The sequence below is a fragment of the Klebsiella sp. YJ genome (genome assembly GCF_002108615.1).
GTDB classification, from domain to species: domain Bacteria; phylum Pseudomonadota; class Gammaproteobacteria; order Enterobacterales; family Enterobacteriaceae; genus Klebsiella; species Klebsiella planticola.
Genome location: NZ_MTEG01000006.1, coordinates 61766 through 83053, shown reverse-complemented (window position 1 = coordinate 83053; position 21288 = coordinate 61766). Strand labels below are relative to the sequence as shown.

25 protein-coding genes and 1 tRNA gene are annotated in these 21288 nt (G+C 54.0%); 7 read left to right on the top strand and 19 right to left on the bottom strand.

Going from position 1 to position 21288, the window contains the following annotated elements:
• Window positions 1-15: 15 nt before the first annotated feature.
• Window positions 16-567, top strand: a complete 552-nt coding sequence (locus BV390_RS07785) for a YfaZ family outer membrane protein (RefSeq protein ID WP_004868084.1) — start codon at window positions 16-18, stop codon at window positions 565-567.
• A gap of 37 nt (window positions 568-604) precedes the next feature.
• On the opposite strand, the gene BV390_RS07780 is transcribed toward BV390_RS07785, so the two are convergent.
• The 7 genes from BV390_RS07780 to rlmE all read right to left on the bottom strand — a co-directional run bounded on the left by BV390_RS07780 (window position 605) and on the right by rlmE (window position 6830).
• Window positions 605-1006, bottom strand: coding sequence for a hypothetical protein (locus BV390_RS07780; RefSeq protein WP_032698732.1), 402 nt, complete (start codon window positions 1004-1006; stop codon window positions 605-607).
• A gap of 146 nt (window positions 1007-1152) precedes the next feature.
• Window positions 1153-1239 (bottom strand) — tRNA-Leu (locus BV390_RS07775).
• Window positions 1240-1252: 13 nt separating this feature from the next.
• Entirely contained in the window at window positions 1253-1582 is a 330-nt protein-coding gene (gene secG / locus BV390_RS07770) for a preprotein translocase subunit SecG (protein WP_004868090.1), read from the bottom strand.
• A gap of 305 nt (window positions 1583-1887) precedes the next feature.
• Window positions 1888-3225, bottom strand: a complete 1338-nt coding sequence (gene glmM / locus BV390_RS07765; protein WP_032690579.1) for a phosphoglucosamine mutase — start codon at window positions 3223-3225, stop codon at window positions 1888-1890.
• Window positions 3218-4066, bottom strand: a complete 849-nt coding sequence (folP, locus tag BV390_RS07760; protein WP_032690578.1) for a dihydropteroate synthase — start codon at window positions 4064-4066, stop codon at window positions 3218-3220. Before folP ends, glmM begins: the two co-directional genes overlap by 8 nt.
• Before the next feature lie 100 nt (window positions 4067-4166).
• On the bottom strand, window positions 4167-6101 hold the full coding sequence (gene ftsH, locus BV390_RS07755) for an ATP-dependent zinc metalloprotease FtsH (protein WP_015585660.1): 1935 nt from the start codon (window positions 6099-6101) through the stop codon (window positions 4167-4169).
• Between the two features lie 99 nt (window positions 6102-6200).
• Window positions 6201-6830 (bottom strand): 23S rRNA (uridine(2552)-2'-O)-methyltransferase RlmE, encoded by a 630-nt coding sequence (gene rlmE / locus BV390_RS07750; protein ID WP_004106110.1) that lies wholly within the window; start codon window positions 6828-6830, stop codon window positions 6201-6203.
• A gap of 124 nt (window positions 6831-6954) precedes the next feature.
• Between rlmE and yhbY the strand changes: the two genes are divergently transcribed.
• On the top strand, window positions 6955-7248 hold the full coding sequence (gene yhbY / locus BV390_RS07740) for a ribosome assembly RNA-binding protein YhbY (RefSeq protein ID WP_004139797.1): 294 nt from the start codon (window positions 6955-6957) through the stop codon (window positions 7246-7248).
• A 152-nt stretch (window positions 7249-7400) separates the two neighbouring features.
• Here the strand turns inward: yhbY and greA are convergent, their stop codons facing one another.
• A complete protein-coding gene (greA, locus tag BV390_RS07735) occupies window positions 7401-7877 on the bottom strand; it encodes a transcription elongation factor GreA (protein ID WP_004868107.1) in 477 nt (158 codons plus the stop codon).
• A 235-nt stretch (window positions 7878-8112) separates the two neighbouring features.
• Between greA and dacB the strand changes: the two genes are divergently transcribed.
• Window positions 8113-9546: a serine-type D-Ala-D-Ala carboxypeptidase gene (gene dacB / locus BV390_RS07730; protein WP_032690577.1), complete on the top strand. Its 1434-nt coding sequence runs from the start codon at window positions 8113-8115 to the stop codon at window positions 9544-9546.
• Window positions 9547-9664: 118 nt separating this feature from the next.
• On the opposite strand, the gene cgtA is transcribed toward dacB, so the two are convergent.
• The 4 genes from cgtA to rplU form a co-directional block, all read right to left on the bottom strand.
• Window positions 9665-10843, bottom strand: coding sequence for an Obg family GTPase CgtA (cgtA, locus tag BV390_RS07725; RefSeq protein ID WP_032690576.1), 1179 nt, complete (start codon window positions 10841-10843; stop codon window positions 9665-9667).
• Between the two features lie 15 nt (window positions 10844-10858).
• Window positions 10859-11824 carry a DMT family transporter gene (locus BV390_RS07720; protein WP_015585658.1) on the bottom strand — a complete coding sequence of 322 codons (966 nt, stop codon included), beginning with the start codon at window positions 11822-11824 and terminating at the stop codon, window positions 10859-10861.
• A gap of 95 nt (window positions 11825-11919) precedes the next feature.
• Window positions 11920-12177 (bottom strand): 50S ribosomal protein L27, encoded by a 258-nt coding sequence (rpmA, locus tag BV390_RS07715; protein WP_003861831.1) that lies wholly within the window; start codon window positions 12175-12177, stop codon window positions 11920-11922.
• Between the two features lie 19 nt (window positions 12178-12196).
• On the bottom strand, window positions 12197-12508 hold the full coding sequence (rplU, locus tag BV390_RS07710) for a 50S ribosomal protein L21 (RefSeq protein ID WP_004106123.1): 312 nt from the start codon (window positions 12506-12508) through the stop codon (window positions 12197-12199).
• A 260-nt stretch (window positions 12509-12768) separates the two neighbouring features.
• Here rplU and ispB point away from each other — a divergent pair, with 260 nt between their 5' ends.
• Both ispB and sfsB read left to right on the top strand, forming a co-directional pair.
• Entirely contained in the window at window positions 12769-13740 is a 972-nt protein-coding gene (ispB, locus tag BV390_RS07705) for an octaprenyl diphosphate synthase (protein WP_032690575.1), read from the top strand.
• 200 nt (window positions 13741-13940) lie between these two features.
• Entirely contained in the window at window positions 13941-14213 is a 273-nt protein-coding gene (gene sfsB / locus BV390_RS07700) for a DNA-binding transcriptional regulator SfsB (RefSeq protein ID WP_032690574.1), read from the top strand.
• Window positions 14214-14292: 79 nt separating this feature from the next.
• Here sfsB and murA read toward each other — a convergent pair whose 3' ends face one another.
• The 7 genes from murA to mlaF form a co-directional block, all read right to left on the bottom strand.
• The gene (murA, locus tag BV390_RS07695) at window positions 14293-15552 is read right to left on the bottom strand and encodes a UDP-N-acetylglucosamine 1-carboxyvinyltransferase (RefSeq protein WP_032690573.1); all 1260 of its coding nucleotides are present in this window, start codon (window positions 15550-15552) and stop codon (window positions 14293-14295) included.
• A gap of 54 nt (window positions 15553-15606) precedes the next feature.
• Window positions 15607-15861, bottom strand: coding sequence for a BolA family iron metabolism protein IbaG (gene ibaG, locus BV390_RS07690; protein WP_015585657.1), 255 nt, complete (start codon window positions 15859-15861; stop codon window positions 15607-15609).
• Window positions 15862-15997: 136 nt separating this feature from the next.
• Entirely contained in the window at window positions 15998-16288 is a 291-nt protein-coding gene (gene mlaB, locus BV390_RS07685) for a lipid asymmetry maintenance protein MlaB (RefSeq protein WP_032690572.1), read from the bottom strand.
• A complete protein-coding gene (gene mlaC, locus BV390_RS07680; RefSeq protein WP_085396774.1) occupies window positions 16288-16923 on the bottom strand; it encodes a phospholipid-binding protein MlaC in 636 nt (211 codons plus the stop codon). Before mlaC ends, mlaB begins: the two co-directional genes overlap by 1 nt.
• 18 nt (window positions 16924-16941) lie before the next feature.
• Complete coding sequence (gene mlaD / locus BV390_RS07675) at window positions 16942-17493, bottom strand: outer membrane lipid asymmetry maintenance protein MlaD (RefSeq protein ID WP_032690570.1); 552 nt, start codon at window positions 17491-17493, stop codon at window positions 16942-16944.
• Between the two features lie 4 nt (window positions 17494-17497).
• A complete protein-coding gene (mlaE, locus tag BV390_RS07670) occupies window positions 17498-18280 on the bottom strand; it encodes a lipid asymmetry maintenance ABC transporter permease subunit MlaE (RefSeq protein ID WP_032690569.1) in 783 nt (260 codons plus the stop codon).
• The gene (gene mlaF / locus BV390_RS07665) at window positions 18280-19098 is read right to left on the bottom strand and encodes a phospholipid ABC transporter ATP-binding protein MlaF (RefSeq protein WP_004868142.1); all 819 of its coding nucleotides are present in this window, start codon (window positions 19096-19098) and stop codon (window positions 18280-18282) included. The genes mlaE and mlaF overlap by 1 nt, the downstream gene beginning before the upstream one ends.
• 211 nt (window positions 19099-19309) lie before the next feature.
• Between mlaF and BV390_RS07660 the strand changes: the two genes are divergently transcribed.
• Both BV390_RS07660 and kdsD read left to right on the top strand, forming a co-directional pair.
• Entirely contained in the window at window positions 19310-20287 is a 978-nt protein-coding gene (locus tag BV390_RS07660; RefSeq protein WP_032690568.1) for a calcium/sodium antiporter, read from the top strand.
• A complete protein-coding gene (gene kdsD / locus BV390_RS07655) occupies window positions 20284-21288 on the top strand; it encodes an arabinose-5-phosphate isomerase KdsD (protein WP_369804298.1) in 1005 nt (334 codons plus the stop codon). The genes BV390_RS07660 and kdsD overlap by 4 nt, the downstream gene beginning before the upstream one ends.

The window sequence follows — 21288 nt, the reverse complement described above, 5'->3', positions numbered from 1 at the left end:
TGAAGGAATTCAACAATGAGCATGATCACTCCGAAATCAGTTCTGTTAGTTGCCGCTCTCGGTGCCAGCAGCGCCGCCTGCGCATCGGTAAACTTACACGGAGAGGCGGGGGAAGAGTTCACTAACCTTTCCGCCAGCTTCGGTGCAGAAGAACCGGGTATGACCTTTAACGGCAACTGGGCACACAGCGATAATGACGGCGACGTCGCCGGGTTAGGCATGGGCTATAACTTTAACCTCGGTCCGTTTCTCCTGACGCTGGGAGGCAAAGCGCTCTATCTGAATCCGCAAGATAGCGATGAGGGTTACGCCGTCGCACTGGGCGGCGGTGCACAGCTCCCACTGGGCCAATACTTTACGCTTTTCGGTGAAACCTATTATTCTCCGGACTCCATGTCCAGCGGCGTCGATGACTACGTGGAAGCTAACGCCGGCGTGCGGATTAACGTGATTAAATCGCTGAATATTGAAGCCGGATATCGCTATATTGATATGGCGGGGAAAGACGCCCATCATGACAACACGTTGGCTGATGGCGCTTATGCAGGTTTCAACTTCCGTTTCTGATGCAAAAGGGGATTGCCGCCGGCAATCCCTCATTCATTTATGCCGCCACAGGAACGCCTTTCAGCAAGCGGTTGATCACCTGTAGTCCTGCAATGTTGTTCTCTTTACGATAAACCTCATTCATCGCTGACATCTGTTCCAGTTTGGTCAGAGCGCTGTAGACGTGGAACGCCTCGCTGTCTTTATCAAATATGTCTTTTTTAGAGACATCCTGCAGGTAGTTGTCTTTTAACGACTGGCTCAGGTTGCCGATAATCGCGCTATTATCCTGGAAACAACTGACCACCGCCTGAGCACTCTGCCCTGAAGGCTGCGCGCCACTCTGCAATACCGGCACCGTTAAGGTATTAATGGTGTCCACGGTATCCCCCGACGGCGTAGCACTGCATCCGGACAAACACAGGGCGCCGGCAATGATAAACGACCTGATTTTTTTCATGGCGTCACTTCACCTCTTCTGAATAGATGAGCGCGACTTTAGCGATTGCGGTGGGTTCAAGACCAGTGAAGAGTTATTTATAAATAAATAAGCGCCTGTCGAAGGCAAAAAAAAAGACGCTTTTCAGCGTCTTTTTTTCGGAATATTGGTACCGAGGACGGGACTTGAACCCGTAAGCCCAATCGGGCACTACCACCTCAAGGTAGCGTGTCTACCAATTCCACCACCTCGGCACGGATATAACTATTAGTGCGGGATATCGCTGCTCGGCTGTGCCGGAGCTGTTGGCTGAGTCTGCTCGGTTTTCGGCGCGCTCAGATTATCCCACTCACTTCCTTTATTGGTCTTGTTGCTGTTGATATTGCCCAGCACCAGACTGATGATGAAGAACAACGCTGCCAGAATACCAGTCATGCGGGTCATGAAGTTACCAGAACCGCTGGATCCAAACAACGTGCCGGAAGCGCCTGCTCCGAAGGAGGCTCCCATATCAGCGCCTTTACCTTGCTGCAGCATGATCAGACCAACGAGGCCAATCGCTACAATAAGGAAAACAACTAAAAGAGCTTCTTGCATAATCAACCTGTTCCTTGCGGATTCGCCGCATACCAATTGCTTCAACCAATAAAGCGGGAGGTTTTAATGTTTCCCACTGAAGCGGGTGTGAATACTAACCAAAGCGAATGACCTTCGCAAGGGCAATTTCGGTGCATTGTATCAACTGCGGAAAAAAACAGCAAAAAACGATTTTTTGGCGAAGAAAAAGGCGGCAAGCGCCGCCTTTTTAAACACTTAGCACCCTGTCAGCCCGCATGATTATTTCACATTGCCTGGCGCTGACGGCAGCACTGCGCAGACGAGAAAATAAATAACCGGCTTAATCAGGCGTTTTTCACCGCATCGGCGATACGATGCGCGAACTCATGTACCTGCTCTTCATGCTCGCCTTCGACCATGACGCGAATAAGTGGCTCAGTACCCGATTTGCGCAGCAGCACACGACCACGATTGCCCAATGCCGCTTCCACTTCAGCCATCACCGCTTTCACGTTTTCATGTTCCAGCGGGTTACCACTGCCTTCAGTGAAACGGACGTTGACCAGAATTTGTGGGAACATTTTCATGCCGCTACACAGGTCATGCAGACTCATGTGGTTACGCACCATCGCTGCCACAACCTGCAGGCTGGCGACGATACCGTCACCGGTGGTGGTTTTATCCAGCAGGATAACGTGGCCGGAGTTTTCCGCCCCGATACGCCAGCCTTTCTCCTGTAGCTTCTCGAGGACATAGCGGTCACCCACTTTAGCCCGGGCAAACGGAATGCCCAGCTGCTTTAGCGCCAGCTCCAGCCCCATGTTACTCATTAACGTTCCCACCGCGCCGCCGCGCAGCTGGCCCTGCCGCAGACCTTCCCGGGCGATGATATACAGAATCTGATCGCCATCGACCTTATTACCTTCATGGTCGACCATAATGACGCGGTCGCCATCGCCATCATAGGCGATACCCAGATCGGCTTTTTCGGCCAGCACGCGCGCCTGCAGGGCGCGTACGTCGGTTGCCCCGACCTCTTCGTTGATGTTGAGCCCGTTCGGCTCACAACCCATCGCGATCACCTGAGCACCCAACTCGCGGAACACATTCGGGGCGATGTGATAGGTCGCGCCATGGGCGCAGTCGACAACCACTTTGAGCGCATTCAGACTCAGTTCGTTCGGGAAGGTGCCTTTGCAGAATTCAATATAACGCCCCGCGGCATCTACGATGCGGCTGGCTTTCCCCAGCTCAGCAGAATCAACGCAGGTGAGCTCTTTTTCCATTTCCGCTTCAATCGCCTCTTCTACGTTATCCGGCAGCTTGGTGCCTTCAATAGAGAAGAATTTGATCCCGTTGTCATAAAACGGGTTATGCGAAGCTGAAATGACAATCCCGGCTTCAGCACGGAAGGCTCGCGTCAGGTAAGCCACCGCCGGAGTGGGCATCGGGCCGGTAAAAGAAGCGGAAAGCCCCGCCGCAGCCAGTCCTGCCTCCAGCGCCGATTCCAGCATATAGCCAGAGATACGGGTATCTTTACCAATAATGATTTTGCGTGAACCGTGACGCGCCAGCACCTTGCCCGCGGCCCAGCCCAGTTTGAGCACGAATTCCGGGGTGATGGGCGCATCGCCTACGCGGCCACGGATACCATCGGTGCCAAAATATTTGCGGTTACTCATAACGTTTATTTTCCTTTGTGCTCAGGGTGGCTTCCACCACGCGTAGCGCTTCTACCGTTTCTTTGACGTCATGGACGCGAATAATCTGCGCGCCCTGCATCGCTGCAATCACTGCACACGCCAGGCTACCGCTGAGGCGTTCCGCCGGCCCGACGTTAAGCAGTTGGCCAACCATCGACTTACGCGACATGCCGACCAGCAGCGGGAGACCGAACTGGTGGAACTCGCCGAGTCGGGCAAGTAGCTCATAATTATGGGCAAGATTTTTACCGAAACCGAATCCCGGGTCGAGCAACAATTTCTCTTTTGCGATACCGGCCTGCTCACAGCGCACGATATGCTCGGTGAAAAAGCGCGCGACGTCGGCAAAAACATCATCGTACTTCGGCGCTTCCTGCATCGTTTTTGGCTGTCCCTGCATATGCATCAGACACACCGGTAGCCCGGTTTGCGCCGCGGCTTCCAGCGCCCCAGGCTCGGTCAGCGAACGGATATCGTTAATAATATGTGCGCCTGCCCGTGCGGACTCACGGATCACTTCTGGCTTCGAAGTGTCTACCGAAATCCAGACTTCAAAACGCTGGGCAACCGCCTCCACAACCGGAATCACGCGCGCCAGCTCTTCCTCGACGCTCACATCCAACGCTCCCGGACGGGTCGATTCGCCGCCGATATCGATGATAGTCGCTCCCGCGTTTATCATCAGGTTGGCATGCTTAACCGCCTCCACGAGCGAGTTATGTGTGCCGCCATCAGAGAATGAATCTGGCGTCACGTTAAGGATACCCATTACGTGAGGATGGGAGAGGTCGAGGGTTGAGCCCTGGGCTACGAGTTTCATCGCGAAATCCATGAATCCGGAAGGTTAATAAAAAGAAAAACCCCGGAGCGGCTGGCGCCCCGGGGTTTCAATAGACATAACAACATCAATAGCGGCTAACTTATTTGTCGCCCAGTTGCTCTGACATGGTGTTACCCGGGTTCGGCGTACGCGGTTCATCGACCGGACGCGGCGCACTCGGGGTGCCATTGTTGCCAGAATTATTGGTGCCGTTCGGATCTTCCCATCCCGCAGGTGGGCGAACTTCGCGACGAGCCATCAGGTCATCAATCTGCGGTGCGTCGATGGTCTCATATTTCATGAGCGCATCTTTCATCGAATGCAGGATGTCCATGTTGTCATTCAGAATCTGACGAGCACGGTTGTAGTTGCGTTCAACCAGCGATTTCACTTCCTGGTCGATGATACGTGCTGTCTCATCGGACATATGTTTCGCTTTCGCGACGCTACGACCGAGGAACACTTCGCCCTCTTCCTCTGCATACAGCAGCGGACCGAGTTTGTCAGAGAAGCCCCACTGCGTGACCATGTTACGCGCCAGGTTGGTCGCGACTTTAATGTCGTTCGACGCCCCGGTAGAAACATGTTCTACGCCGTAGATAATCTCTTCCGCCAGACGACCGCCGTACAGGGTCGAAATCTGACTTTCCAGCTTCTGACGGCTGGCGCTGATAGCATCGCCTTCCGGCAGGAAGAAGGTCACACCCAACGCACGACCGCGCGGAATAATCGTCACTTTATGCACCGGATCGTGCTCCGGTACCAGGCGGCCGATAATCGCATGGCCCGCTTCGTGGTAAGCGGTGGATTCTTTCTGCGCTTCGGTCATCACCATGGAGCGACGTTCCGCACCCATCATGATTTTGTCTTTCGCTTTTTCGAACTCGACCATCGATACCACGCGTTTGTTGCCACGGGCAGCAAACAAAGCGGCTTCGTTGACCAGGTTCGCCAGGTCAGCACCCGAGAAGCCCGGGGTACCGCGCGCAATGATTGCCGCGTCGATATCCGGCGACAGCGGTACGCGACGCATGTGAACTTTCAGAATCTGTTCACGACCGCGGACATCCGGCAGCCCCACGACAACCTGACGGTCGAAACGGCCTGGACGCAGCAGCGCCGGGTCAAGTACGTCCGGACGGTTGGTCGCCGCGATAACGATAATGCCTTCGTTACCTTCGAAGCCATCCATCTCAACCAGCATCTGGTTAAGCGTCTGTTCACGTTCATCGTGACCACCGCCCAGACCAGCGCCACGCTGGCGACCGACGGCGTCGATTTCATCGATGAAGATAATGCACGGTGCCGCTTTCTTGGCCTGTTCGAACATGTCACGCACGCGAGATGCGCCCACGCCAACGAACATTTCTACGAAGTCAGAACCGGAAATGGTGAAGAACGGTACTTTCGCTTCGCCGGCGATAGCTTTTGCCAGCAGCGTTTTACCGGTACCCGGAGGGCCGACCATCAGGACGCCTTTCGGGATTTTACCGCCCAGCTTCTGGAAGCGGCTCGGTTCACGCAGGTATTCAACCAGTTCACCCACTTCCTCTTTCGCCTCGTCGCAACCGGCAACATCAGCAAAAGTGGTTTTGATCTGGTCTTCCGTCAGCATACGGGCTTTGCTTTTGCCGAAGGACATCGCGCCCTTTCCGCCGCCGCCCTGCATTTGACGCATGAAGAAGATCCAGACACCGATCAGCAAGAGCATCGGGAACCAGGAAATAAAGATGGAAGCCAGCAGGCTAGGTTCTTCCGGCGGTTCGCCAACCACTTTGACGTTTTTCGTCAACAGGTTATCGAGCAGCTTCGGATCGTTGACCGGAATGTAAGTCGTGTAACGGTTACTATCTTTCTTGGTAACGTTGATCTCACGTCCGTTGATACGCGCTTCGCGAACCTGGTCCTGGTTGACCTCTTGCAGGAAGGTTGAATAATCCACCTTACGGCCATTAGACTCGCTGGGCCCAAAGCTCTGGAATACTGACATCAGCACAACGGCAATGACCAGCCAGAGTATTAGGTTTTTCGCCATGTCACTCAAGGGATTAACCTCTTATTACAACTGTGTTAAAAACAGCGTCAGGATACTCTATATCCAGCGTCTTTCAAACTTTCGTTTGAAATCTACCGGTTATGGTTTACGCCCGGTCGCTACAATGTACACTTCACGCGAACGTGCGCGAGAAGAGTCCGGCTTACGAACTTTGACCTTCGTAAACAGGGAGCGAATTTCTCTTAGATACTCATCGAAGCCTTCGCCCTGGAACACCTTCACTACAAAACTACCACCCGGCGCTAATACATCACGAGCCATTCCAAGCGCCAGCTCCACCAAATACATGGCCCGGGGAATATCCACCGCCGGTGTTCCACACATGTTTGGTGCCATATCGGACATGACAACCTGCACTTTACTGTCACCTACGCGTTCAAGTAACGCTTTCAGAACTAATTCATCACGAAAGTCGCCCTGAAGGAAGTCCACACCAACGATTGGATCCATAGGTAAAAGATCGCAAGCGATGATGCGGCCGCTGTTTCCGATCTGCGTAACCGCATATTGCGACCAGCCACCGGGTGCAGCGCCGAGGTCAACAATGGTCATCCCCGGTTTAAAAATCTTGTCACTTTGCTGTATTTCATCAAGTTTAAACCAGGCACGGGAACGTAACCCCTTTTTCTGTGCCTGTTGAACATATTTATCGCTAAAGTGTTCCTGAAGCCAGCGGCTTGAGCTGGCAGAACGCTTTTTACCTGTCATTTAACATTCCCGTTTCGGGTTCATCATACTTTGCGACGTAAAAATCGACACGGTAGTTTGGCGATATATGGGAGATGGCGGTAGAATGAACCGTTTTCAATCCCAACGTAAGCAAAAAAATACGATGAATCTGAGTACTAAACAAAAACAGCACCTGAAAGGTCTGGCACATCCGCTCAAGCCGGTAGTTATGCTTGGCAACAATGGTTTGACCGAAGGGGTACTGGCCGAGATCGAACAAGCGTTAGAGCACCATGAGCTCATCAAGGTGAAAATCGCATCGGAAGACCGCGAAACTAAAACCTTGATCGTGGAAGCTATCGTGCGCGAAACCGGCGCCTGTAACGTACAGGTCATCGGTAAAACGCTGGTCCTGTATCGCCCAACTAAAGAGCGTAAAATCTCGCTGCCACGCTAAGAATATCCTGAATCTCGACACAACTTTGTGTAAAACGAGGGATTTCTACGGGTAGACGAGCAAAATGCCATGCTCCGGACGTTGATAAAAGGCCGCTATGCGGCCTTTTTCCTTTCTTTACAATCCATCAACATGGTAGCGGGAAATACGGATTAAAGGTACTCGACCTTGATAATTTCGTATTCTACTTCGCCGCCTGGTGTGCGGATTGTCACTACATCGTCCTGTTCTTTACCGATCAAACCACGGGCAATCGGTGAATTTACAGAGATCAGATTTTGCTTAAAATCAGCTTCATCATCACCCACGATGCGGTAAGTCTGTTCTTCATCGGTATCGAGGTTCAGGACCTTTACGGTTGCACCAAAAATCACCCGCCCGTTGTTCGGCATTTTGGTGATATCGATAACCTGTGCATTGGACAGCTTAGCTTCAATATCCTTAATGCGGCCTTCGCAGAAACCTTGCTGCTCGCGGGCTGCGTGGTACTCAGCGTTCTCTTTCAGATCGCCATGTTCGCGCGCATCGGCAATAGCAGCGATGATTTCAGGACGACGAACGGACTTCAGAAAATCCAGTTCTTCGCGAAGTTTTTCAGCACCACGTAAGGTCATCGGAATAGCTTGCATTTGTTATACCTCTTTATCATTCCTTCATAGAACGGACGCCGCCGTTCCGCCACCAGTCAGGCATTGAGCAGGACAGGAGCAAAAAGAAAACCGACCCGGAAAACATTCCCCAGGTCAGCAGCAATTTTCAATTTGATACGTATTTTACCCTGAAGTTCACTATGGGTCATCGTTTACTTTACAGGGTGTTGCACCGTAGTATGACGACCTGGTTTCAGGTTGTTAGCGCGAGATTATGCGATTTCCCAGATTTATCATCGGATTGACCGCCGGTATAGCGTTTAGCGCTCAGGCGGCGAACATTGACGAATATATCACCCAGCTGCCTGCGGGTGCTAACCTCGCCTTCATGGCGCAGAAGGTTGGCTCCCCGACGCCGGAGATAGATTTCCACAGCCAGCAGATGGCACTCCCCGCCAGTACCCAGAAGGTGATCACTGCGCTGGCCGCTCTGCTGCAGCTCGGGCCGAACTTTCGTTTTACCACCACGCTGGAAACCAAAGGCAGCCTTGATGGCGGCGTGCTAAAAGGCGACCTGATTGCCCGTTTTGGCGGCGATCCCACGCTGAAACGTCAGGATATTCGCAATATGGTGGCGACGCTAAAAAAAGCGGGCGTCCAGCGGATCGAGGGGAACGTCTTGATTGATACCTCGGTCTTCGCCAGCCACGACAAAGCGCCGGGCTGGCCGTGGAACGACATGACCCAATGCTTTAGCGCCCCGCCTGCGGCCGCTATCGTCGATCGTAACTGTTTTTCTGTCTCACTTTATAGCGCGCAAAAACCTGGCGATCTGGCCTTTATTCGCGTCGCGTCGTACTACCCGGTGACGATGTTTAGCCAGGTGAGAACGCTGGCCCGCGGCTCCGCGGAGGCCCAGTACTGCGAACTCGACGTGGTGACCGGCGACCTGAACCGCTATACCCTGACGGGTTGCCTGCCACAGCGTAGTGAGCCCTTACCGCTGGCTTTCGCCATTCAGGATGGCGCAAGCTATGCTGGCGTGATCCTGAAGTCCGAACTGACCCAGGCAGGGATTACCTATAGCGGTACGCTGCTGCGCCAGACTCTGGCGAACGATCCGGGAACCGTGCTGGCTACGACGCAATCAGCTCCGCTGCACGACCTCCTGCGGATCATGTTAAAAAAATCAGACAACATGATCGCGGACACCGTCTTTCGCACCATTGGTCACGCTCGTCTTGGGGTACCAGGTACCTGGCGTGCCGGTTCGGATGCGGTGCGCCAGATCCTGCGTCAACAGGCCGGCATTGATCTCGGTAATACGATTATTGCCGACGGTTCCGGTCTGTCGCGGCATAACCTGATTGCTCCGGCAACCATGATGCAGGTGCTGCAATATATCGCCCAGCACGATAATGAACTCAACTTCATCTCCATGCTGCCGCTGGCTGGCCACGATGGCTCGCTGCAGTATCGTGCAGGCCTGAATCAGGCAGGGGTCGATGGTAAAGTGTCGGCCAAAACGGGTTCTCTGCAGGGCGTTTACAACCTCGCAGGTTTCATCACCGCCGCCAGCGGGCAAAAAATCGCCTTCGTACAATACTTATCAGGCTATGCGGTACCGCCTGCGGATCAGCGCAACCGCCGGATCCCGCTGGTACGCTTCGAGAGTCGATTGTATAAGGATTTGTACCAGAACAACTAATACAAAGGGCCGCATCAAATGCGGCCCTTTTTAGTGCGTTCTGCACCGCTTTCCGGCATATCCGGGCAGCAGTCCTGCCGTCGCCCCGATCGGCAATGTACCGGGGCGCTCCAGCAACTTAACGCTTATAGATGAACTCGACGCCTTCTTCGTCGTCTTCGTCCCAGTCGTCATCCCAGTCTTCGTCGTCTTCGACTTCAACTTCGGCTTCTTCAAGCTGCTGACGGTGGTAGTCGTCCCACATAAACTCGACTTTTTCAGGCGCTTTCTCTTCCTGTGCATGAACGATTGGGTTCTCGATGATAAAGGTCATCACGTCCCAGCACAGATCTTTCACGCCCTGCTGGCTTGCCGCGGAGATCAGGTAGAACTTATCTTCCCAGCCCAGCGCATCGGCAATGGCTTTCGCCTTCGCTTCAGCTTCCGCTTTATCCATCAGGTCAATCTTATTGAAGACCAACCAACGTGGTTTTTCAGCCAGCTTCTCGCTGTATTTTTCCAGTTCACCGATGATAATGCGCGCATTCTCAACCGGATCGGAACCGTCGATCGGCTCGATATCGATGAGGTGCAGCAGCACGCGGCAGCGTTCAAGGTGTTTCAGGAAGCGAATACCCAGACCTGCACCTTCCGCGGCGCCTTCGATAAGCCCAGGAATATCCGCAACAACGAAGCTCTTCTCGTTATCCATACGCACAACGCCAAGGCTCGGCACCAGCGTGGTAAACGGATAATCAGCCACTTTCGGCTTCGCCGCAGAAACGGCGCGGATGAAGGTGGATTTACCGGCATTCGGCATACCCAGCATCCCGACGTCTGCCAGCAGCATCAGCTCCAGCTGCAGATCGCGCTTGTCACCCGGCGTCCCCATCGTTTTCTGACGCGGAGTACGGTTGACGGACGATTTGAAACGGGTGTTGCCCAGACCGTGCCAGCCGCCTTTAGCGACCATCAGACGCTGACCATGCTTAGTCATATCGCCCATGACTTCGCCGGTCCCTTGATCGATAACGCGGGTCCCTACAGGCACTTTGACCGACACGTCTTTACCACGTTTACCGGTACAGTCGCGACTCTGGCCATTCTGTCCACGCTCAGCGCGGAAGGATTTTTCAAAACGGTAATCGATCAGGGTGTTCAGGTTTTCGTCCGCTTCCAGCCAGACATCACCACCATCACCACCGTCGCCGCCGTCCGGGCCGCCTCTCGGGATATATTTTTCACGGCGGAAGCTAACGCAACCATTGCCGCCATCACCTGCTACGACCAGGATTGTTGCTTCATCAACAAACTTCATTTTACTCTCCGAAAATCATTCGCCTGAGCGGGGCAGCGGTACAACCGCTTCACGCTTACGTAAGCCACCCCAAAGACGGTGGCCTATGGCGGAATACATCGCGCCCGCAACCACGACAAACGCACCGAGATAACCTAACAGGTTTAACATCGGTCTGGCGAAAACATCGGGCCAGGCCAGTGATAATAAATCTGAAAAAAGCAGCGTAAACAATGGCGTTAAGGTAATCAACGCGCTCACCTGAGCTGCCTGCCAGCGCGCCATGGCTTCCGCCAGCGCACCGTAGCCTACCAGGGTATTTAACCCGCAGAAAATCAGGCACGCCAGTTGCCAGTTGCTTAACGCCAGAACTTGTGAGAGCGTCGCCAACGGCAGCAACGCTATCGTACATAAAGTGTACAGCAAAAAGAGGATTTGCTGTGACGCCAGGCGGCGTAATAACACCTTTTGCGCGACGCCGTAGCTGACCCAAACCGCAGCCGCTGCAACGCCAAAAATTACCCCCCACGTGTAATCCGTCAGGCGGGTAAAAATCTCAATCAGGCTGGTGTTAAAGAACATCACCAGCCCGCAAATCAACATCAGTGCTCCCACGACCTGGGTACCACGCATTTTCTCCTTAAGGATGAATACGCTGGCCACCATCATACCGACCGGAGATAGCTGTCCGATCACCTGAGAAGCCGTGGGGCTAAGATATTGCAGGGAAGAGCTGAACAGAATGAAGTTACCAAACAGGCCGCCCGTCGCAATGGCCAGTAGAACCAGCCAGCGCGGTTTGCGAAAGAGGCGCAGCGGCGGCAGTTTACCTCTGATAGCGAGGATTGTGCCAAGGCCGATACTTGCCATCAAAAAGCGATAAAACACCACCGTCGGCGGCGCCATCACTTCAAGAACCTGCTTCATGGCAATGGGCAACGCTCCCCAGCACATCGCGGTGGTGAGGGCCAAAAGAATGCCAATGCCGGCCTGCTGCTTCATACCCGTTTTCCCTGCAGAAAAATATCCGGGATTCTAATGTAAAAAGCCCCGCAACACGTTGCGGGGCTTTAATCCGTTACCGGACCACGAAAAACTTACTCAGCAACGATGCTGATGTATTTACGGTTGTTCGGGCCTTTAACTTCAAATTTCACTTTACCGTCTGCTTTAGCAAACAGAGTGTGGTCACGACCGCAACCTACGTTGGTGCCTGCGTGGAATTTGGTGCCACGCTGACGAACGATGATGCTACCCGCCAGAACGGATTCGCCACCGAAACGCTTAACGCCCAGGCGTTTAGCTTCTGAGTCGCGACCGTTACGAGTTGAGCCGCCAGCCTTTTTATGTGCCATTTAAATCTCTCCTCAGGTCTTAGGCGCTGATGCCAGTAATTTTCACATCAGTGAACCACTGACGATGGCCCTGCTGCTTACGGTAGTGTTTACGACGACGAAACTTAACGATTTTAACTTTCTCGCCACGACCGTGAGCAACAACTTCAGCTTTGATTACGCCGCCCTCAACGAAAGGAACGCCGATCTTGATTTCTTCACCGTTTGCGATCATCAGCACTTCAGCGAACTCAACAGCTTCGCCAGTTGCGATGTCCAGCTTTTCCAGGCGAATGGTCTGACCTTCGCTTACTCGGTGTTGTTTACCACCACTTTGGAAAACCGCGTACATATAAAACTCCGCTTCCGCGCACCTCTTCGTGTGATTCAGAGTGCGCTATAAATATTCACAATAGGGCGCGAATATTACGCAAAACGCGAGCCTTTGACAAGAGCGATTAGCGATCAACGCAGAAAAAAAACACAACTTTCACGCTAACGTTTATCTATGGCAATTTTTCAGTACAATCATAGCTTCGTTTAATTCTATCTTAATCCTTCTGTGAACCCACCTGGATTCGCGGTAACAGGACATGTGGCCCGGCTTTTGCGATGAATTTAGAAAAAATCAATGAGTTAACCGCGCAGGATATGGCGGGTGTCAATGCGACAATCCTTGAGCAACTTGACTCAGATGTTCAGCTTATCAATCAATTAGGCTATTACATCGTTAGCGGAGGCGGTAAACGTATTCGTCCGATGATTGCGGTTCTTGCCGCCCGGGCAGTGGGTTACCAGGGCGACGCGCATGTCACTATTGCCGCACTGATCGAATTTATTCATACCGCCACCTTGTTGCATGATGATGTCGTTGATGAATCCGATATGCGCCGCGGCAAGGCGACGGCAAACGCCGCTTTTGGCAACGCAGCCAGCGTGCTGGTTGGTGATTTTATCTATACCCGCTCTTTCCAGATGATGACCAGCCTCGGCTCGTTAAAAGTGCTGGAAGTGATGTCTAAAGCCGTTAACGTCATTGCCGAAGGCGAAGTGCTGCAGTTGATGAACGTCAACGACCCGGACATCACCGAAGAAAACTATATGCGGGTAATTTACAGCAAAACAGCCCGTCTGTTTGAAGCCGCCGCACAGTGTTCCGGCATCCTGGCCGGTTGTACCGCAGAACAGGAGCAAGCGCTTCAGGACTATGGTCGTTATCTCGGCACGGCATTCCAGCTGATCGACGATTTACTGGACTACAGCTCTGATGGTGAGCGTCTCGGCAAAAACGTGGGTGATGACCTGAACGAAGGCAAACCGACGTTACCGTTATTGCATGCCATGCGTCATGGCACTCCAGAGCAGTCAGCGATGATTCGCGGAGCGATTGAGCAAGGCAACGGGCGTCACCTTCTCGACGCGGTTCTCGAGACGATGGCGACCTGCGGCTCACTGGAGTGGACCCGTAAACGCGCGGAAGAGGAAGCGGACAAAGCCATTGCGGTGCTTCAGGTCTTACCGGATTCCCCATGGCGTGAAGCGCTTATCGGTCTTGCCCATATTGCGGTACAACGCGACCACTGATTCCCCCTCCCCTGTTCCCGCGACGGCGCGGGAACAGGCCATAAAGTTCCAGTAAAATTCATGTCTCGCCTTATTTCCTGGTATATTCCGAATATCAAGACAACTTACAAGAACTTGTTAGAACTTAATTAAACCTGGGAGTATAGTCATTCCGTTGCTCATATATCAGGCAAGCGGGATCATCACCACCAGGAGAATTTATGGAAAAGTTCATCGACTGGCATCCGGCAGATATCATTGCTGGATTGCGCAAAAAAGGGACTTCGCTGGCAGCGGAGTCGCGGCGTAACGGCTTGAGTTCTTCAACGCTGGCGAATGCATTGACCCGGCCATGGCCAAAAGGCGAGCTGATTATTGCTCATGCGCTGGATACCAAGCCGTGGATTATCTGGCCCTCACGCTATCATGACCCGGTAACGCATCAGTTTATCGACAGAACGCAAATGATACGCCAGAAGAAAGAGAGCGAATGAAAGCGGTTCGCTGAGTGCAACAGGACGGAATAAAAAACAGCCCCCGGACACACGTCAAGGGGCTGTTATCACTACAGAGTTACTCGCCTTTTACGCGTTCGATATTTGCGCCCAGCGCCTGCAGTTTATCTTCGATGCGCTCGTATCCACGATCGATGTGGTAGATACGATCGACAATCGTGGTGCCTTCCGCGATACAGCCGGCCAGGACCAGACTTGCTGACGCACGCAGGTCGGTCGCCATCACCTGTGCACCGGAGAGCTGCGCCACGCCGTGGCATATCGCCGTATTGCTTTCGATCTCCGCGTGTGCACCCATACGGATCAGTTCCGGAATGTGCATGAAACGGTTTTCAAAGATCGTTTCGGTAATCACGCCGGTCCCTTCCGCAACCAGGTTCAGCAGCGTGAACTGCGCCTGCATGTCGGTCGGGAACCCCGGGTGTGGCGCGGTGCGTACATTGACGGCTTTCGGACGGTTGCCGTGCATATCCAGGCTAATCCAGTCTTCGCCGGTTTCAATATCAGCGCCCGCATCGCGCAGCTTGGCCAGTACGGCATCCAGGGTATCAGGCTGTGCGTTGCGGCAAACAATTTTACCGCCGGAGATTGCCGCAGCGACCAGGAAAGTACCGGTTTCGATACGGTCAGGCAGAACGCGGTATACGCCGCCACCCAGACGCGCTACGCCTTCGATGGTGATGCGGTCAGTCCCCTGACCTTTAATTTTCGCGCCCAGCGTGTTGAGGAAGTTCGCCGTATCGACGATTTCCGGCTCGCGAGCGGCGTTTTCAATAACGGTGGTGCCCTCCGCCAGCGTCGCGGCACTCATAATGGTCACGGTCGCGCCGACGCTGACCTTATCCATCACAATATGCGCGCCTTTAAGACGTCCGTTAACCGACGCCTTCACATAACCTTCTTCCAGTTTGATCTCTGCGCCCAGCTGCTCAAGGCCGATAATATGCAAATCGACCGGACGCGCACCGATAGCACAACCGCCCGGCAGTGAAACCTGTCCCTGACCAAAGCGCGCCACCAGCGGGCCCAGCGCCCAGATAGAAGCACGCATTGTTTTGACCAGATCGTACGGCGCGCAGAAGACGTCGACCGGACCCGCATCGATCCAGACTGACCCATTGCGTTTCACTTTGGCGCCGAGCTGGCTCAGCAGTTTCATCGTGGTATCGATGTCTTTCAGTTTTGGTACGTTCTGGATCTCAATCGGCTCATCTGCCAGCAGTGCAGCAAAGAGGATCGGCAGGGCGGCATTTTTTGCACCGGAGATGGTGACTTCCCCCTGGAGGCGTGTCGGCCCCTGAACACGGAATTTATCCATTGATTCTGTTCTCTGTTAAGAATTCACATACGCTGCGGGGAACATCCCTGCAGCTTAAAAGCCGTTGAGTTTGCGGTCCCGGGCCCATTCTTGCGGGGTAAATGCTTTGATCGACAGAGCATGAATGCGGTTGTCGGCAATGTATTCCATCAGCGGAGCGTAGACTGCCTGCTGTTTTTTTACCCGGCTCATGCCGTCAAACATCTCACCCACAGCAATAACCTGAAAGTGACTGCCATCGCCAGAGACGTGGACTTCCTGAAGGGAGAGTGCGTTCATCAGCACGGTCTGAATTTCATGATTTTCCATGGGTTCAAATTTTATCTGGTAGTGAAAATAGCCCAACATCTTAGAGGAAAGTGGCGCGGTCTTAAATAAGCAAAAAGCCCCATCGAAGATATTGATGGGGCTTTCAGGATAACCTCAGCAGTAACGCACTGAAAAACTATGGGATCATATCGGCGGGAAGGTTGTAAAGACTGACTAAAGTTTGCAGGTTGTCGCTCTTGCCAATCAGTTTCGCTTCCCGGCCCTGGTGGCGAATTAACGCCACAAAGTGCATCAGCAGCGCCAGGCCGGCGGTATCCACCCGGGTCAGCGCGCTCAGGTCGATAGTCGATACGCCATCGGTCGCTTGTGCACGGGCTTCCCAGAGCGGGACCAGCAGATCCTGGTCCAGCTCCCCGTGCAGCGCCAGTCGCTCGCCGTCGCGAGTCCAGCTCAGCTGCCCGGTCATTATTTTTTCTGTTCCAGAGTGATCGGCTGCGCGGAGATCGCTTTCAGTTGCGCGGTCAGGCCATCAACGCCTTTGGTGCGCAGCAGGTCGCTCCACTCGTTTTGTTTGGTGGTGATCATGCTCACCCCTTCGGCAATCATATCGTAAGCCTGCCAGTTACCTGTCTGGGTGTTTTTACGCCACTGGAAATCCAGGCGCACCGGAGGGCGGCCATTGGGATCGATGATCGTCACGCGAATAGGGATGATAGTTGCATCGCCCAGCGGTTGTTCCGGAGCAATTTGATAGGTTTGACCATGGTACATAGCCAGCGCCTGGCCGTAGGCCTGCTTCAGGTATTCACGGAAGGCGACAAAGTAGGCTTCGCGCTGCGTCGGGGTCGCATCTTTGTAATACCGGCCCAGCACCAGCGCGCCGGCATACTTCACCTGGACATACGGCATCAGCTCCTGGTCAACGATATCACGCAGATAGTTCGGGTTAGCCTGAATCTTCGACTGTTCATTTTTCAGACGATCGAAGGTCTTCTGCGCCGCTTCGTTCATCAGCTTATAGGGATTGGACTGATCCGCCGCCGTAGCAGCCGTCAAGGGAGCAATCACCAGCATGGCGATCATCATTAAACGTTTAAACATAGGGTGTCTCTCCTGAAATTAATGCGTCGTGGCGGCCGGTGGCGTCGCGCTAGTATGACTATCTGTCGCTGCCGAATCATCGCCAGAATTCTTATTGTCACTGCCCTTACTGCTATAAAGGAACTGACCAATCAGGTCTTCCAGAACCATGGCAGACTTGGTGTCCTGAATAGTGCTGCCATCTTTAAGGATAGACGTCCCCAGTTCCGGATCGTCGAAACCGATATTCAGCGCCAGATACTGTTCTCCCAGCAGACCTGAGGTACGAATAGCCAGCGAGCTGGAATCAGGAATATGGTTGTAGCTCTCATCAATATCGAGCGCGACCCGCGGCAGGTAGGTTTTCGGGTCAAGCGTAATATCCGCCACCCGGCCCACGACCACGCCGCCAATGCGGACCGGCGAACGCGCCTTCAGCCCACCAATATTGTCAAAGGTGGCATAGATACGATACGTCGGCTCGGTACGTAAAGAGGTTACGTTGGCGGCTTTGAGACAGACAAACAGCGCAGCCAGCAACGCAACCAGTAAGAACACACCTACCCAGATTTCACTTTTTTTCGTTTGCATGAACTCAATTCCCAAACATCAGCGCAGTCAGCACAAAATCCAGCCCCAGAACCGCCAGCGACGAATGCACCACGGTACGCGTCGTTGCCCGGCTAATCCCGGCGGAAGTGGGGATAGCGTCATAACCATTAAATAACGCAACCCATGTCACCGTAATGGCAAACACCAGACTCTTAATCAGGCAGTTAACCAGGTCCATTCGCCAGTCAACGGCATTTTGCATCGCGGTCCAGAAGAAGCCACTGTCGATACCCTTCCAGCTTACGCCCACCAGCGAACCGCCCCAGATACCCACGGCGACAAAAATAATGGTCAACAGCGGTAGCGAGATAACCCCGGCCCAGAAGCGAGGTGAAATCACGCGACGCAGCGGATCGACCGCCATCATTTCCATGCTGGAGAGCTGTTCGGTCGCGCGCATCAGGCCAATTTCCGCGGTCAGCGCTGAACCCGCACGCCCGGCAAACAGCAGCGCAGCGACCACCGGACCCAGTTCGCGCAGCAGGGATAGCGCCACCAGCATGCCTAAACTGGTTTCCGCACTATAGGTGGTGAGCACCAGATAGCCCTGCAGCCCCAGAACCATGCCGATAAACAGCCCCGACACGATGATAATCAGCATCGATAGCACGCCAACGTTGTAGAGCTGGCGAACCAGCAGCGGCGCATGCTTACGAAATTCCGGCTTGCCCACCACCGCATTGAAAAGCATTAATCCGGCACGCCCGAAAGCCGCGGTCGTTTTAATTCCCCGGTGTCCGAGTGATGCCAGCACGTTTAGCAGCATCAATTGCTCGCTCCCTTGCCTAATAAATCATGCTGATAGTCACCGGCCGGATAGCGGAACGGTACCGGACCATCGGCAATACCATCAATGAACTGGCGAACCCGAGGGTCGCCGTTTTCACGCAGCGACTGCGCGCTGCCGTGAGCCACGATTTTTTTGTCCGCCACGATATACGCGTAATCAGCAATGCTCAGCACTTCTGGCACGTCGTGTGACACCACGATACAGGTCACGCCCAGCGTGCTGTTGAGTTCTGAAATCAGCTTGACCAGCACCCCCATGGTAATGGGATCCTGTCCGACAAACGGTTCGTCGAACATAATCAGGTCCGGCTCCAGCGCGATGGCTCTGGCCAGGGCGGCGCGACGCGCCATCCCGCCTGAGAGTTCAGAGGGCATCAATTTCGCCGCTCCGCGCAGCCCGACCGCTTCAAGCTTCATCATGACGGTCGTATGCAGTAGCGCCTCCGGCAAACGCGTATGTTCACGTAGCGGATAAGCTACGTTATTGAACACGTTCATATCGGTGAACAGGGCTCCGGACTGGAACAGCATGCTCATCCGCTTACGCACGGTATACAGGCGCGAGCGTGACATCTGCGGCACGTTTTCACCATCGAACAGAATCTCACCTTTATCCGGCGGGATCTGCCCGCCGATCAGGCGCAGCAGCGTCGTTTTACCGATCCCCGATGGTCCCATAATCGCCGTGATCTTACCGCGCGGCACTGACAGCGAGATATCGTCAAAGATGACGCGATCGCCGCGAGAGAAGCGGATACCGCGTACTTCGACCAAATTCGCCAGAGTTTGGCTCATAAAATCATCCTTACTAAACATCCCTCGGGCTAAGCATGGCGCGTACCTTCGCCACAAACCCAACATTTTTACAGAATCTTACCTGCCTGGGTTAGCGAAAGCTGGCATTTGTTTTACTTTTGACAAACATAAAGTCAAAATTAAGAATTCGTTACGCTGCAGATGGACCGGTACAGCGAATCGACGATTATACCTGAAGAAAGGACTTTAGATGCTCTTAGCGACGGCTCTGTTAATAATTGGTTTACTGCTGGTAGTCTACAGCGCCGATCGTCTGGTCTACGCCGCTTCAATACTTTGCCGCATGATAGGGATCCCGCCGCTCATTATCGGGATGACGGTGGTCAGTATCGGCACCAGCCTGCCGGAGATCATCGTTTCCGCCGCCGCGTCTCTGCACGGACAGACCGATCTGGCGATCGGCACGGCGCTCGGATCCAATATTACCAATATATTATTAATACTCGGCCTCGCTGCCTTGTTGCGTCCATTTACCGTGCATTCTGATATCCTGCGCCGCGAGTTACCGCTAATGTTGCTGGTCAGTTTGCTGGCAAGCTTTGTGCTGTACGATGGGCAGCTGTCCCGTATGGACGGTCTTTTCTTACTGGCGCTCGCCCTGCTGTGGCTGCTGTTTACGATTAAAATCGCCCGGCTGGCGGAACGTCAGGGCAGCGATAGCCTTACCCGGGAACAGATGGCAGAGCTTCCACGAGAAGGTTCGCTTCCCGTGGCCCTGCTCTGGCTGGGCGTAGCCATGATTGTGATGCCTATGGCAACCCGAATGGTCGTGGATAATGCTACCGTGCTGGCAAACTACTTCGCTATCAGCGAGCTCACCGTCGGCTTAACGGTGGTGGCGATCGGCACCAGCCTGCCGGAACTGGCAACGACGATTGCCGGGGCACGAAAAGGGGAAGACGATATCGCTATCGGGAATATTATAGGCGCCAATATCCTGAATATCGCCCTGGTTCTCGGATTACCCGCACTGATCGCCCCGGGAGCATTCGCACCGGAGGCCTTTACGCGCGACTACACCGTGATGCTGTTCGTCAGCGTGATATTCGCCCTGCTATGCTGGCGTCGCAAATGGCAACCCGGTCGCCTGGTCGGTGCGCTGCTGGTCGGCGGTTTTGTGGTTTGGTTGGCGATGCTGTACTGGGCAGCACCGCTCTTCGTTGAATGAATCGGGATAACACTATGTCGCAAATAGATTTGCCAACGGATTTTGACTTTCAACGGGTAGGACGCGAGGTCCTGGAAATTGAACGTGAAGGTCTGGCTCAACTCGATCAGTACATTAATGAAGATTTCACCCATGCCTGCGAGAAGATCTTCCGCTGCGCGGGTAAAGTCGTGGTGATGGGGATGGGCAAATCCGGCCATATCGGGCGTAAAATGGCGGCGACGTTTGCCAGCACCGGTACACCGTCATTTTTCGTTCACCCTGGCGAAGCGGCCCACGGCGATTTAGGCATGGTGACGCCGAAAGATGTGGTTATCGCGCTCTCGAACTCCGGCGAGTCGAACGAGATCCTGGCGCTGATTCCGGTGCTCAAACGCCAGCAGGTTCCCCTTATCTGCATCACCAGCCGCCCGGAAAGCAGCATGGCGCGCGCGGCGGATATCCACCTTTGCGTGAAGGTACTGAAAGAAGCCTGCCCGTTAGGGCTGGCGCCCACTTCCAGCACCACCGCCGCGCTGGTGATGGGCGATGCGCTGGCGGTTGCTTTGCTGGAAGCGCGCGGCTTTACCGCTGAAGATTTTGCGCTGTCGCACCCTGGCGGCGCACTGGGCCGTAAGCTGTTGCTGCGGGTCAATGATATTATGCATACCGGTGATGAAATCCCGCACGTCAATGTGCAGGCCACCTTGCGTGATGCGCTGCTGGAAATCACGCGTAAAAATTTAGGCATGACGGCTATCTGTGATGATGACATGAACATCATCGGTATTTTCACCGATGGCGACCTGCGCCGGGTATTTGATACCGGTGTCGATATGCGTAATGCCCGTATCGCTGACGTCATGACGCCGGGCGGCATTCGCATTCGCCCCGGTATTCTTGCCGTCGATGCGCTGAACCTGATGCAATCTCGCCATATCACCTGTGTGTTAGTTGCCGATGGCGACCGCCTGTTGGGTGTGGTACATATGCACGATCTCCTGCGCGCAGGCGTAGTGTAA